Source organism: Mesorhizobium sp. 128a (assembly GCF_053848025.1).
This window is the reverse complement of record NZ_JBSPKY010000010.1, coordinates 159,971-172,372: the sequence shown is the minus strand read 5'-3', so window position 1 is coordinate 172,372 and position 12,402 is coordinate 159,971. Positions and strand designations below refer to the sequence as shown.

Sequence of the window (12,402 nt, the reverse complement as noted above, 5' to 3'; positions counted from 1 at the left end):
TTGCATTTTCAGTCACTCCGGTCTAATTATGCTTGCATGAACAGCAAGCATAAGCGCGTGCTCAGGGCGATATTCACCGACCCAGTTTCAGACAGCATCGAATGGCTCACCATCGAAACCTTGCTGATGGCGGTCGGTTGCCAGGTGATCGAGGGAAGCGGCTCGCGCGTGCGTTTTGTGTTCAAGGGCGAGGTTGAGACCTTTCACAGGCCGCACCCGTCCAAGGAAGCGAAACGATACCAAGTGAGAGATGCTCGCCAATTCCTGTCGAGAATCGGAGTGAAACCATGAATGCGATGACCTACAAGGGCTATTCCGCCCGTGTCGAGTATGACGATGCCGACGAGATTTTCTTCGGCCGGATTGCCGGAATTCGCGACGGTGTATCGTTCCATTCGGAAACTGTCGCGGGGCTGAAAGCAGCCTTCCATGAGGCTGTGGACGACTATGTCGAAACCTGCGCAAAAATCGGCAAATCGCCGCAAAAACCCTATTCCGGAAATCTCATGCTTCGCGTCGATCCCTCGGTCCATTCGAAAGTCGCGCTGGCAGCGGAAGTCGCAGGCAAGAGCCTGAACCAGTGGGGAGAAGAGGTCTTGCGCGAGGCCGCCGACAAGCAGATCGCTTGAGGTGAAATCGATGAAACAGCTGCTCCTGCTGCGCCACGCCAAGTCGAGCTGGGACAATCCGGCGCTTGCCGATTTCGACCGGCCGCTTGCCCCGCGCGGACTGAAGGCAGCGCCGCTGATGGGGCGCGAACTGACCAGGCGTGACTGGCTGCCTGACCTGGCGCTGGTGTCGCCGGCGCTGCGCACGCGTGAGACATGGCGGCTGGTCTCGGCAGAACTGCCGGCGAAAGTATCGGTGGAGTTTGCCGAAGCGCTCTTCGGGGCCACTGCTGGCGACATACTGGCCGAGGTGCAACAGGCCATCACATCGGCTGGCTGTCTCCTGGTGCTGGGCCATAATCCCGGCATGGAGGATTTTGCGCGCCGGCTTGCCGGTCCACGATCGGATGCCGGAGCTCGCAGGGAGCTCGAAGAGAAATTCCCAACCGGCGCCCTTGCCCGCTTTGTCGTCGATGATGGCTGGGCGGATCTCGCCCTCGGCACAGCCCGGTTGACGCATTGCATCAGGCCGAAGGATTTGGGCTGACGCCGAAGCCCAAACGCGCTCAGTGGTTGCCGAAACGGTGGCGGTCACTGCCCGGCCTGACCGGTTCCTGAGCCGGCTGGACCGGTTTCTTGATCGAAGCCGTGGTCGTCGTGGTTTTGACAACGGGCTGCTGCCAATCGTCCGAGCCATAGTGGTTGCTGCCGCTGCCGCCGCCGTCGTGGTGGTCGCTGACGGCAAAGGCTGCCGCCTGTCGCCATCAGGACGGCAACGGCCGCGAGAGTGATCTTGCTCATTTCATCGTTCCTTGTTGGTCGGTCAAACGGCGCCTTGCGAGGATGGCCCCGCTCTCGCCACGATCCTTCAGCGGCAAGGCTTTGTTCCCGGACGCTGCGCTTTTTCTCGAATTTTGGGGGACGGAAACGGGCCGGCCGCGAACGACGATCGCCAAGCGCGGCCTAGAAAGATGACGTGCAAACAAGAAGATAGGATAGATCGCTGCCGAGTTGATTCAGACCGCGCGGAACCCAAGCCGGCTGCGCAAAAAACAAGAGCGGCGGGCCAAGCCCGCCGCTCTTTGTGGTCGACGATTTGCCAGAAATCAACGGCCCCAGATGCCTTGGCCGGATTGCGGCTGGTTCGAGTCGCCCTTGATCGTGAAGCCGCCGAAGGTGGCCGGCTGGCCGATCGAGGCCGTATAGCTGTGGTCGATGTTGCCGGCCGGAGCGGTCGACGCGGTCACAGCGGGCTGGTTGACACCGTCAGAGCCGTAGTGGTCGCTGCTTGCGAAAGCGGTGCCGGTGGCAACGAGGAGGGCGGCAGCGGTAAGAGCGATCTTGGTCATTTTAAGTACTCCAGATATCTGGTCCTGTCCGTCTAGTGGCGTGCCTTGGGAGGAATTCGCGTCGCTCGGACTACCCCGATTTGGGTCTGCCTTGTTGACATTACCAATCACAAAAATGTGCGAACCGAACCGTTCGGTTCGATCTTGAAATCCACTGAATGACGCGGCGATGGAAATTTTCTATCGTGATATCAAGTAGTTAGTCTATAGCACTGGCTATACGATGCGACCAATCGCTGAGCCGGCGCTCATCGGTCACGATACGGTGCGTCGATGGCGGGAAAGCAGCCACAACCGCAGCCCTGCAAGGGACTGGCAGGGTCAGTGCCCGGCGCTTTTGTCGAGACCCAGAACGTCGCGCATGTCGTACTCGCCGGGCGGCCGGCCGGCGACCCAGAGCGCCGCCGCTATGGCCCCGAGGGCGAACATCGAGCGGTCACCGGCGGAATGCGAAAGCGTGAGCGTCTCGCCTTGGCTGAGGAAATTCACACTGTGCTCGCCGACGATGCTGCCGCCGCGCAGCACGGCAAAGCCGATCTCGTCGGCGGGGCGCGGACCGGTGACGCCGTCGCGAGCGCGTCTCGCGACATCGTCGAGATCGACGCCGCGTCCGCGCGCGGCCGCCTCGCCCAGCATCAGCGCCGTGCCAGACGGCGCATCGACCTTGAAGCGGTGATGCGCTTCGAGGATTTCGATATCGCAATCGTCGGAACCAAGCGCCCGCGCCGCCTGCTCGACCAGCCCGGCCAGCATGTTGAGCCCGAGCGAGTAGCTGCCGGAGCGCACGATGGCGACGGACTTCGAAGCGGTGGCGATGGCGGCGAGCTCGGCCGGCTCGAAGCCGGTCGAGCCGATGACCAGCGGCGGGCCACCGCGCGCGGCGCAAGCCTGCGCCAGTTCGACCGAGGCAGCCGGCGTGGTGAAGTCGATGACGACATCGGCAAGCGCCAGCGCCTCGTCACGATCGACCAGCCCCTCACTGGTGTTGCCCGGCCGATGGAACCGCGCCACGAGCTGTAGCCTGGGATCAGCCTCGACGGCATCGACCATCTGCCGTCCCATGCGGCCGAGCGCCCCGGCTATGGCAATCTTCAATAGCTGCGGCATGCGGCTCTCACTGGAAATGCTTTACCGAACAATCTTCTGGCATACCGCCTTGCCAGATTGATTCAAGCTGCGCCATGCGTCTTGATCATCATGCCGGCGATCTCCTTCACCAGCTTGGCGGCGACCAGCGCGGTCAGGTTGGAGACATCCTGGTTCACATTGTATTCGACGACATCGGCCCCGACGATCGGCTGATCGATCCGCTGGATCAGGTTGATCACTTGCCGGGTTGTAAGACCACCGGGTTCGCGGTGCGAGACGCCGGGCGCACAGGCCGGGTCGAGCCCGTCGAGATCGACGGTGAGATAGACCGGCGTCTTGAGATCCAGCCGCAGATCCTCGCTGAAATGACGCGCCTCGATCACCTCGACGCCAAAGTGCGCCAGCCGGTCACGAAGCTCGTCGTTAATCGTGCGCAAGCCGATCTGGACCAGCCGGTCGGCCAGTCCTTCCTCCAGAATGCGCGCGAAAGACGACGTGTGCGAGCGTTTGTTATCCTGATACGCATCGTAGATGTCGGGATGGGCGTCGATCTGGACGACCGTCAGCCTGGAGTGGCGATGGCGCACGGCGCGCAGCACCGGCCAGGCGATCGCGTGGTCGCCGCCGAGGCTGATCAGCGGATGGCCGGCATCCATGGCGCGGCCGACCTCGGCTTCGATCCGTTCCCACGGGTCGCCGGTTCCGGAAAAGTCGATGTCGCCATGATCGAGAAAACTGTCCGCCACATCGAAGCCGGTCTCGCTCCAGGAGGAGTGGGCATCGCTGCCGAGTTCGCGCCGGATCAGCGCGGGCGCCGCGGCCGCGCCCTTCAGATAGGACGAGTTCTCATCATGCGGTATTCCCAGAAGCGAAACCCTGGCCATTGGCGTGCAATCTCCGGCTACAGGTTATGTCCCCTAAACCCGGGAGCTGGCTGGGACCAGCGCAGCCGTTTGGGCCAACAGCGAAGCCGGACCCGCAATCAGGCCGCGGTCATTTGCCGGCTTCGCCGCCTAGTCTTTGCCTGACGATGGCGGCGTGGAAATTCGTGCCATGCAACAGCCCGTCATCGTTGAAGTCGTAGCTGGAATTGTGCAGTGGCGCGGAAGCCTCTCCATTGCCGAGGAAGACGAAGCAGCCCGGCACATGATCGAGGAAGCGGGCGAAATCCTCCGAGCCGGTCATCGGCTCGGCCGCGACGCCGACGGCGTTGTCGGACAGCACGCGCCGTGCGGCGGCAAAGGCCTCGTCGACCAGTTCGGCGTCATTCTGCAACGGCACGAATTCCCTGCTGTAGGTGACCTCGGCGGAGACATTGTAAGCGGCGGCTGTGCCCGCTGTGATGACCCGCATCTGCCGCTCGATCTCGGCGCTGACTTCAGGACGGAAAGAGCGGGAATCACCGAGGATGCGGGCAAGACCAGGCAGCGCGTTACGAGTGCCGTCGGTGATCAGCTCGGTCACCGAAACCACCGCAATGTCGGCGGGGCTCAGCCGACGCGAGACGATAGTCTGCAGATTGGTGACCAGCGCGCAGGCGGCGTTCGCGGAATGCGGTCGCGCCGCATGACCGCCGACCCCCTTGAGCACGATCTCGAAATTGTCCTCCGCCGACATGAACGGGCCGGCAAGGGTTTCCAGATGCCCGATGGGCAGGCCCGGCATGTTGTGCAGCCCAAAAATCTCGTCGAAGGGAAAACGCTGCATCAGGCCGTCATCGAGCATCGCCAAGGCGCCTTTGCCCCACTCCTCGGCCGGCTGGAAGACGAAACGCACGGTGCCATCGAACCCGCCCTCAGTGGCCAGCAGCTTCGCGGCGCCAAGGAGCATGGTGGTGTGGCCGTCATGGCCACAGGCATGCATGAAGCCGGGGTTTTGCGAACGATAGCTTGCGGCCGACTGCTCGGTGATGCGCAGCGCATCCATATCGGCCCTGAGCGCAATCGCCCGGTTGCCGCTGCCGCGCTTCAGCGTGCCGACGACGCCGGTGCCGCCGACGCCCTCCGCGACGTCGTCCAGCCCGAATTCACGCAGCTTGGCGGCGACGAATGCGGCAGTACGCTTTTCCTCGAAGCCGAACTCTGGATGCGCGTGCAGGTCGCGCCGCCAGCCGGTCATCTCCCGCTTCAGCGCATCACGATCGAATTCGGTCATTTTCTCCGACCTATTTTGCAAGCTGGATGGCGACATCAAGCAGGATGTTGGCGCCGGCGACAAGCTCGGCATCCTCGGTATGTTCGAGCGGACTATGGCTGATGCCGCCGGCGCTTGGCACGAAGATCATCGCCGCCGGCGCGATGCGCGCCATCATTTGCGCGTCATGGCCGGCGCCGGAGGTCATGCGCCTCACAGCGAGACCACGGTCTTTCGCGGCCGCCTCGATCCGTTCGACGATGCCGATGTCGAACAGCACCGGCTCGAAGCGAGCGAGCCGCTCGACCGAGATCGATACATTCTCCGAAACGGCAAGCTCTTCGAGATAGGCATCAAGGGCTGCCTCATGCGCCTGCAGGCGCTGTTCGTCGGGATCGCGCAAATCGATGGTGAACACGGCGCGCGAGGGGATGACGTTGATGGCATTCGGCTCGAAGCGCATCGTGCCGACCGTAACCACGGTCGGCCCGTTGGAAGCCGTGGCCCGGTCGTGCAGGAAGGTGATGACACGAGCGGCGGCGTGGCCGGCATCGCTGCGCATCGACATCGGCGTGGTGCCGGCATGGTTGGCGGCGCCATCGATGGTGATGCGCTGCCAGGAAATGCCTTGCAAATTCTCGACCGCGCCGATCGCCACGCCTTCGCGTTCCAGCACCGGTCCCTGCTCGATATGCAGCTCCAGATAGGCGTGCGGCTCGAGGAAGCCAGGTTCCTTGTGGCCGGCATAGCCGATGCGGGCGAGTTCCTCACCGAGCACGCTGCCGTCCGTGCCAATGGCGGCCAACATAGCGTCCGCGGCTTCACCACCGGCATGGACCAGCGATCCCATCATGTCGGGCGTGTAGCGAACGCCTTCCTCATTGGTGAAAGCGGCGACCGCGATGGGACGCGAAGGCGAGAACCCAGAGGCCTGCAGCGTCTCGATCACCTCCAGCCCGGCAAGCACGCCATAGCAGCCATCATAGATGCCGGCATCGATGACGGTGTCGATGTGCGAACCGATGAGCAGCGGCGCCTGCCCGGCATTATCGGCACTTTGCCAGATGCCGAAGATATTGCCGACCCGGTCGATGGCGATTTCCAGCCCGGCCTGTTTGAGCCAGCCGACGAAGAGGTCGCGGCCTTGCCTGTCAGTGTCGGAGGCGGCGAGCCGGATCAGCCTGCCATCGTCGTCACGGCCTATGCCGCCGAGCTCACGGATACGGCCAAGCAGGCGCTGTTCATCGATCCCGATCATGCCAATGCCCCGGCTGCCGTCCTGCCGGCCATCACATCGGCCGGTGTCATGCCGACCAGCTCGGCATAGCGATGCGGGTCCGTGGCGCCTTCGGTGTTGATCAGCAGCACGCGGGATTGGCTATCGAGCCCGAGAGCAGCCTTGCTGTCGGCCGCCGCGCGGATCAGCCCGGCAAGGCCGACGCCGCCACTCTCGCCAGCGACAATCACCGGATCGCCGCCAGCCGGTCGGGCAAGCCGCCGCATCACCGCGACGGCCTCGTCCTCGTCCACCGTCATGAAGGCATCGGCGACACGCGCCAGCACGCGCCAGGCGACCGCCGAGGCCTCATAGCATTCCAGCATCGCCATCACCGTCGGCTGATCGTGCGCAACCTTGACCACGCCGCCCGCCTGGGCGGCCGCGACAACGCAGGCTGCGCGCGCCGGCTCTACCACGACGAAGGTCGGCCTGGTGTCGCCGAGCACGATGGCGAAATGGCCTGCCACCGCGGCGGCAATGCCGCCGACACCGGCCTGCACGAAGACGTGGGTTGGCGGCTGCGGCAACTGACGCAAGGCTTCGCGCACGATCGCCGTATAGCCCTGCATGACGAGACCGGGGATGCGCTCATAGCCCGGCCATGAGGTGTCGGACACCACCGTCCAGCCCTTCTCGGCCGAAACCTGCGCGGCTTGCCTGACCGAGTCGTCATAGTTGCCGTCGACGCGGATCATCTCGGCGCCATAGCGAGCGATGGCTGCTATGCGCTCCTCGCTGACGCCGGCGTGAACGAAGATTGCCGCCTTGGCGCCGACAAGCTGCGCCCCTTGCGCAACCGAGCGGCCGTGATTGCCATCGGTGGCGCAGGCCACCGTCATGCCGGCAGCGACCGACCGAATTTCGGGCCGGTCGAGATCGGCCACATCGACGGGCCGGCCGAGCGACCGGCTCGCCTCCTCCAGCACCAGGCGAAACACGGCATAGGCGCCACCCAGCGCCTTGAAGCTGCCGAGGCCGAGGCGAAAGCCTTCATCCTTGATGTGGACGGCGTCGAGGCCGAGTTCGCCGGCCAGCGCCGGCAGCGCATGCAGCGGCGTTGCCTGGTGATTGTCGCGATGGGCAAGAAAGCGCTCGACCGTGTCGGCGCCGGCAACCCCCAGCGTTTCGGCATCGACCGGATCGAGCGGTCGGCGGTGCAAGGCATTATTGTTGAGCAGGAACACGAACGGCCTCCTTGAGGGTCACACGAAATCATATTGCAGCGAAGGCGCAAAGGGCGCTGTAATTGGCGTTTCGAAATGCAAGTTTGTTTCGCCGGGATAACGCTTTGCCTCAATCGCCTTCACTCGACAGTTTCGACCTCGCCATCCTGGCCATCCTGCAGCTAGATAACACCACGCCGCAGCGGCTGATCGGCGAGGCCGTCAACCTGTCGGCGCCGGCAGTGCAACGCCGCATCAAGCGCATGGAACATTCGGGCGTCGTTGCCGGTAACGTCGCGGTCATCGAGCCGGCGGCGGTCGGCCAGCCGATCACCATCTTCGTCGAAGTGGAACTGGAGAGCGAACGCTCGGACCTGATCGACGCGGCCAAGCGACAATTCTCGGCGGCGCCCGAAGTGCAGCAATGCTACTACGTCACCGGCGAGGCCGACTTCATCCTGGTCATCACCGTGGCCGACATGGGCGCCTATGAGGCGCTGACACGCAAACTGTTCTTCGACAGCAAGAATGTCCGAAAATTCCGCACCTTCGTTGCCATGGACCGGGTCAAGGTCGGGCTGACGGTGCCATTGACTGGATAACGCTGATCAACCAGCCGGCCGCAGCCAGACCTTGTTGTCGTGGAAGGCAGCACCGCCATAGGGTGCGGGCGCGTCGGCGCCGGTCAGCACATTGATCCCCTCGCCGCGCTCATGCGCGCTGTTCGGCCAGATGCCTTCGGCGATAACCACGCCACGCTTGATGCCGTCGAACAGCTTTGCGTGCAGCACCACTTCGCCCCGCCGGTTGCCGACCTCGATACGGTCGCCATCGCCCAATCCGAGCGCTGCGGCATCGTCCGGATGCAACAAGAGTTCCGGCCGGCCTTCCTTGGCTTTCGACACCGGAGTTTCCGAAAATGTCGAATTGAGGAAGTTGCGCGCCGGTGATGTCGTCAGCCGGAACGGATGCTCGGCGTCTGCCACCTCGATCAGGTCGACATGGTCGGGGAATTCCGGCAGCTCGGCCACTGGGCCGAACAGGCCCATACTTTTCGGCGGCCGGTTGGGCGCTGCCTGCCCGCTCCAGTTGGCGCGGAAGTGGAATTTCTTGTCGGCGTGCCCGAAGCCACCGATGAAATGCGCATCATCGAAATCCGGTTGCAAGTCGACCCACTTGTCTTCCTTAAGGCTGGCAAAGCTGCCCAGCCCGCGCTTGCCGAGGAGGATGTCGATATGCTGCTGCTCGGTCAGGCCAAAACCCGAGCGGTCGGCAACGCCGAGACGCTCGGCCAGTTGCTCGATGACGAAATGGTTGGTGCGCGGGCCTTCCGGTGGCTCGATCAGTTTGGGCCCAAGCGTGATGTGCTGGTTGCCGCCCCCCTTGTAGACGTCGTCATGCTCCAGGAACATCGTTGCCGGCAGCACGATATCGGCGAGCTTTGCCGTATCGGTCATGAACTGCTCGTGCACGCAGGTGAACAGGTCGTCGCGCAGGAAACCCTGCTTCACCAGCCGCTGCTCGGGTGCGACGTTCACAGGATTGGTGTTCTGGATCAGCATCGCCGTCACCGGCGGACCGCCATAGAGCGCGTCCGCGGCACCGGTCAGCACCGGGCCGATGCGCGAATGGTCGAGATGGCGGATCGAGGGGTCGCGCATCTTCGTGCCTTCCAGCACATCCTGGTTCAGCTTGAAGATGCCGGAGTTGGAGTGGAAGGCGCCGCCGCCTTCATACTGCCAGGCGCCGGTCACGGCGGCGATGCAGGACGCCGCATGCATGTTGACCGAGCCATTGCGCTGCCGGGAAAAGCCGTAGCCAAGGCGGAAATAGGTCTTCTTCGTCGTGCCGACGAGGCGGGCAAAGGCTTCGATCTCGGCGACCGTCAAACCGGTGATGGCGGCAGCCCATTCCGGCGTACGGGTGACGAGATGCGCTTCGAGCCCCTTGGGGTCATCGGTGTAGTTTTCGAGGTAGGCGCGGTCAGCCATCCCTTCGCGAAACAACACATGCATGACCGCGCAGGCAAGCGCTCCGTCGGTACCGGGCTTCAGCACCAGGCCCATATCGGCCTGCTTCATGGTGGCATTTTCATAGACGTCGATAACGACGATTTTCGCGCCGCGTTCCTTGCGCGCCTTGATGGCGTGGGTCATGACATTGACCTGCGTGACCACGGCATTGGTGCCCCAGATCACGACGCAGTCGGATTTCGCCATTTCGCGCGGGTCGGGACCGCGCAAGGCGCCCGCCCCCATCATCCAGCCGGTCCAGGCCAGGTTGGTGCAGATCGACCCGAAGAATCCGGAATACTTTTTCGCGTGGCGCAACCGGTCGATGCCGTCGCGCTGCACCAGCCCCATCGTGCCGGCATAGTAATAGGGCCAGACGGTCTCCGATCCGTATTTTTCCTCGGCCGCGATGAATTTTTCGGCGACGAGGTCGAGCGCCGCCTCCCAGCTCGCTTCCTTCCAGACGCCGTCGCCCTTGGCGCCGGCTCGCACCAGCGGCTTCAGCAGCCTGTCGGGGTGATGGACGCGGTCGGCATAGCGCGCGACCTTGGCGCAGACGACTCCGGATGTGTAGGTGTTGGCCTTGGCGCCATGGACGCGGCCGATGCGGTTGCCATCGAGAAGTTCGACCTCGAGTGCACAGGTCGACGGACAATCATGCGGACAGGCGGAGTGCCCGATGCGAAGTTTGGTGTGCTGGTTCATGGGGGCGTATTTAGCCGGTTCCGGATGCGGCGTGTAGGGCCAGATGGGTAGCCAATCTCCCCACCTGTGGGGGAGATTAGCCACTCACTCCGCCGTGCCTTCCTCATACTCCGCCGACATGGTCAGCCATTTTTCCTCATGGCCGGCCAGTTGCTGTGCCAGCTGCGAGCGCTCCTTGGCGAGCCGGGTCGCTGTCGACGGGTCCTTCTCGTACACCGCCGGATTGGCCAGCTCGTCCTCGATCAGGTCGATGCGCTTGCGCAACCGGTCCATCAGCGCCTCGGTGGCGCGGATCTCCTTGGCCAGGGGTTCGAAGGCGGCGCGGCGCGCGGCCGCATCGCGGCGGCGATCGGCCTTTGATGCCTTCTCGGCCTCGCGCTTGCCGCGGCGGTCGCCGGACACGCCAGTGACCAACGTCTTGTAGTCCTCCAGGTCGCCATCATACGGATTGACCGCGCCGTCCTTGACCAGCCACAGCCGGTCGGCGGTAGCCTCCAGAAGATGCCGGTCGTGCGAGATCAGGATGACGGCGCCGGGAAATTCGTTCAGCGCATGGATCAGCGATTCACGGCTGTCGATGTCGAGATGGTTGGTCGGTTCGTCGAGGATGAACAGGTTCGGCCCCTCGAAGGCCGACAGGCCCATCAAAAGGCGCGCCTTCTCGCCGCCGGACAGATCCTTGGCGGCGGTGTTCATCTTTTCGGTGGTCAGGCCGAACTGGGCAACGCGGCCACGCACCTTCGATTCCGGCGCCTCCGGCATCAGCCGGCGGACATGCTCGTAGGCGTTTTCATCCGGCCTGAGATCGTCGAGCTGATGCTGGGCGAAGATCGCCACCTTCAGGCCCGGCGCAACCGTCATGGTGCCGGTTTCCTGTTTCAGCCGGCCCGACAGAAGCTTGGCGAAGGTCGACTTGCCGTTGCCATTGGCGCCGAGCAGCGCGATGCGGTCGTCGGCATCGATGCGCAGCGTCATCTTCTTCAGGATCGGCTGGCCCTCGGTGTAGCCGACATTGACGTTGTTCAAGGCAATGATCGGCGAGGCAACCGTCTTCACCGGCTCGGGGAAGGAGAACGGCCGCACCGTGTCGTTCACGATCGCGGCGATCGGCTTCATCTTCTCCAGCGCCTTGATGCGCGACTGCGCCTGCCTAGCCTTCGAAGCCTTGGCGCGGAAGCGTTCGACGAAGGACTCCATATGCTTGCGCGCGGCTTCCTGCTTGACGCGGCCCTTCTCCTGCAACTCCTTCTGCTCGGTGTACTGGCGCTCGAACTGGTCGTAGCCGCCGCGCCAGAAAGTCAGCCTCTTCTGGTCGAGATGGACAATGGAGTTGACGGCACGGTTGAGCAGGTCGCGATCATGCGAGATCAGAAGCACGGTGTGCGGATATTTCGACACATAGTTTTCCAGCCACAGCGTGCCTTCGAGATCGAGATAGTTGGTCGGTTCGTCGAGCAGCAGAAGGTCGGGCTCGGCAAACAGCACGGCGGCGAGCGCCACACGCATGCGCCAGCCGCCAGAGAAGGACGAGGCCGGGCGGCGCTGCGCGGCGTCATCGAAGCCAAGGCCGGCAAGGATGGTCGCGGCACGGGATTCCGCCGAATGCGCGTCGATATCGGCCAGTCGCATATGGATGTCGGCGATGCGGTGCGCGTCGGTGGCGGTCTTTTCTTCCTCGAGCAGCGCTGAGCGCTCGAGATCGGCCTTGAGCACGATCTCGATCAAAGGCTCCTCGGTGCCCGGCGCTTCCTGCGCCACCTGGCCGATGCGGGTGTTTTTGGGCAGGCTGATCGAGCCGGTCTCGGAGGGGAAATCGCCGGTGATCGCCTTGAACAAGGTCGTCTTGCCCGTGCCGTTGCGGCCCACGAGGCCAGCCTTGGTGCCTGCCGGCAAGGTCAGCGAGGCATGGTCGAGAAGCAGGCGCCCGGCCATGCGGAGCGAAAGGTCGTTGATGATAAGCATGCCTGGGCTTTTGCACGGGAGGGCGGCGCTTCGCAAGGGCTTGGGGGCCGGCGGGGGCATAAGGCATGAAAACGGCGCGCATGAAGCGCGCCGTCCATGACT

The 12,402-nt window shown here is 63.8% G+C and carries 12 protein-coding genes and 1 pseudogene; 4 read left to right on the top strand and 9 right to left on the bottom strand.

Annotated elements, in window-relative coordinates; genetic code table 11:
• Positions 1-36 precede the first annotated feature (36 nt).
• From ACWTU9_RS18175 to ACWTU9_RS18165, 3 genes are read left to right on the top strand one after another with little or no spacing between them, the layout of a single operon-like run.
• Complete coding sequence (locus ACWTU9_RS18175; protein WP_455859470.1) at positions 37-291, top strand: type II toxin-antitoxin system HicA family toxin; 255 nt, start codon at positions 37-39, stop codon at positions 289-291.
• Entirely contained in the window at positions 288-629 is a 342-nt protein-coding gene (locus ACWTU9_RS18170) for a type II toxin-antitoxin system HicB family antitoxin (protein WP_455859469.1), read from the top strand. The genes ACWTU9_RS18175 and ACWTU9_RS18170 overlap by 4 nt, the downstream gene beginning before the upstream one ends.
• Before the next feature lie 10 nt (positions 630-639).
• Positions 640-1,155 carry a SixA phosphatase family protein gene (locus tag ACWTU9_RS18165; protein WP_455859468.1) on the top strand — a complete coding sequence of 172 codons (516 nt, stop codon included), beginning with the start codon at positions 640-642 and terminating at the stop codon, positions 1,153-1,155.
• A 19-nt stretch (positions 1,156-1,174) separates the two neighbouring features.
• On the opposite strand, the pseudogene ACWTU9_RS18160 reads toward ACWTU9_RS18165, so the two are convergent.
• The 7 genes and pseudogenes from ACWTU9_RS18160 to ACWTU9_RS18130 all read right to left on the bottom strand — a co-directional run.
• Positions 1,175-1,306, bottom strand: a pseudogene (locus ACWTU9_RS18160) (DUF680 domain-containing protein); the annotation flags it as partial.
• 408 nt (positions 1,307-1,714) lie between these two features.
• Positions 1,715-1,957, bottom strand: a complete 243-nt coding sequence (locus ACWTU9_RS18155) for a DUF680 domain-containing protein (protein ID WP_455859467.1) — start codon at positions 1,955-1,957, stop codon at positions 1,715-1,717.
• A gap of 321 nt (positions 1,958-2,278) precedes the next feature.
• Complete coding sequence (gene dapB, locus ACWTU9_RS18150; protein WP_455859466.1) at positions 2,279-3,064, bottom strand: 4-hydroxy-tetrahydrodipicolinate reductase; 786 nt, start codon at positions 3,062-3,064, stop codon at positions 2,279-2,281.
• A gap of 62 nt (positions 3,065-3,126) precedes the next feature.
• Positions 3,127-3,930 carry an agmatinase gene (speB, locus tag ACWTU9_RS18145; RefSeq protein ID WP_455859465.1) on the bottom strand — a complete coding sequence of 268 codons (804 nt, stop codon included), beginning with the start codon at positions 3,928-3,930 and terminating at the stop codon, positions 3,127-3,129.
• Between the two features lie 109 nt (positions 3,931-4,039).
• Complete coding sequence (locus tag ACWTU9_RS18140; RefSeq protein WP_455859464.1) at positions 4,040-5,200, bottom strand: M20 aminoacylase family protein; 1,161 nt, start codon at positions 5,198-5,200, stop codon at positions 4,040-4,042.
• Positions 5,201-5,210: 10 nt separating this feature from the next.
• A complete protein-coding gene (locus ACWTU9_RS18135) occupies positions 5,211-6,437 on the bottom strand; it encodes an allantoate amidohydrolase (RefSeq protein WP_455859463.1) in 1,227 nt (408 codons plus the stop codon).
• Positions 6,434-7,642 carry a diaminopropionate ammonia-lyase gene (locus ACWTU9_RS18130; protein ID WP_455859462.1) on the bottom strand — a complete coding sequence of 403 codons (1,209 nt, stop codon included), beginning with the start codon at positions 7,640-7,642 and terminating at the stop codon, positions 6,434-6,436. The genes ACWTU9_RS18135 and ACWTU9_RS18130 overlap by 4 nt, the downstream gene beginning before the upstream one ends.
• Positions 7,643-7,746: 104 nt before the next feature.
• On the opposite strand from ACWTU9_RS18130, the gene ACWTU9_RS18125 reads away from it, so the two are divergent.
• Positions 7,747-8,223: an Lrp/AsnC family transcriptional regulator gene (locus ACWTU9_RS18125; protein ID WP_455859461.1), complete on the top strand. Its 477-nt coding sequence runs from the start codon at positions 7,747-7,749 to the stop codon at positions 8,221-8,223.
• A 6-nt stretch (positions 8,224-8,229) separates the two neighbouring features.
• Here the strand turns inward: ACWTU9_RS18125 and ACWTU9_RS18120 are convergent, their stop codons facing one another.
• Together ACWTU9_RS18120 and ACWTU9_RS18115 are read right to left on the bottom strand one after the other, a co-directional pair.
• Positions 8,230-10,338: a molybdopterin-containing oxidoreductase family protein gene (locus ACWTU9_RS18120; protein WP_455859460.1), complete on the bottom strand. Its 2,109-nt coding sequence runs from the start codon at positions 10,336-10,338 to the stop codon at positions 8,230-8,232.
• An 84-nt stretch (positions 10,339-10,422) separates the two neighbouring features.
• Positions 10,423-12,300 (bottom strand): ABC-F family ATP-binding cassette domain-containing protein, encoded by a 1,878-nt coding sequence (locus tag ACWTU9_RS18115; RefSeq protein ID WP_455859459.1) that lies wholly within the window; start codon positions 12,298-12,300, stop codon positions 10,423-10,425.
• Positions 12,301-12,402: the final 102 nt, after the last annotated feature.

Coding starts and splice junctions, on each gene's coding strand:
- ACWTU9_RS18175 (WP_455859470.1), top strand. CDS start 37: ATGAACAGCAAGCATAAGCGCGTGCTCAGGGCGATATTCACCGACCCA.
- ACWTU9_RS18170 (WP_455859469.1), top strand. CDS start 288: ATGAATGCGATGACCTACAAGGGCTATTCCGCCCGTGTCGAGTATGAC.
- ACWTU9_RS18165 (WP_455859468.1), top strand. CDS start 640: ATGAAACAGCTGCTCCTGCTGCGCCACGCCAAGTCGAGCTGGGACAAT.
- ACWTU9_RS18155 (WP_455859467.1), bottom strand. CDS start 1,957: ATGACCAAGATCGCTCTTACCGCTGCCGCCCTCCTCGTTGCCACCGGC.
- dapB (WP_455859466.1), bottom strand. CDS start 3,064: ATGCCGCAGCTATTGAAGATTGCCATAGCCGGGGCGCTCGGCCGCATG.
- speB (WP_455859465.1), bottom strand. CDS start 3,930: ATGGCCAGGGTTTCGCTTCTGGGAATACCGCATGATGAGAACTCGTCC.
- ACWTU9_RS18140 (WP_455859464.1), bottom strand. CDS start 5,200: ATGACCGAATTCGATCGTGATGCGCTGAAGCGGGAGATGACCGGCTGG.
- ACWTU9_RS18135 (WP_455859463.1), bottom strand. CDS start 6,437: ATGATCGGGATCGATGAACAGCGCCTGCTTGGCCGTATCCGTGAGCTC.
- ACWTU9_RS18120 (WP_455859460.1), bottom strand. CDS start 10,338: ATGAACCAGCACACCAAACTTCGCATCGGGCACTCCGCCTGTCCGCAT.
- ACWTU9_RS18115 (WP_455859459.1), bottom strand. CDS start 12,300: ATGCTTATCATCAACGACCTTTCGCTCCGCATGGCCGGGCGCCTGCTT.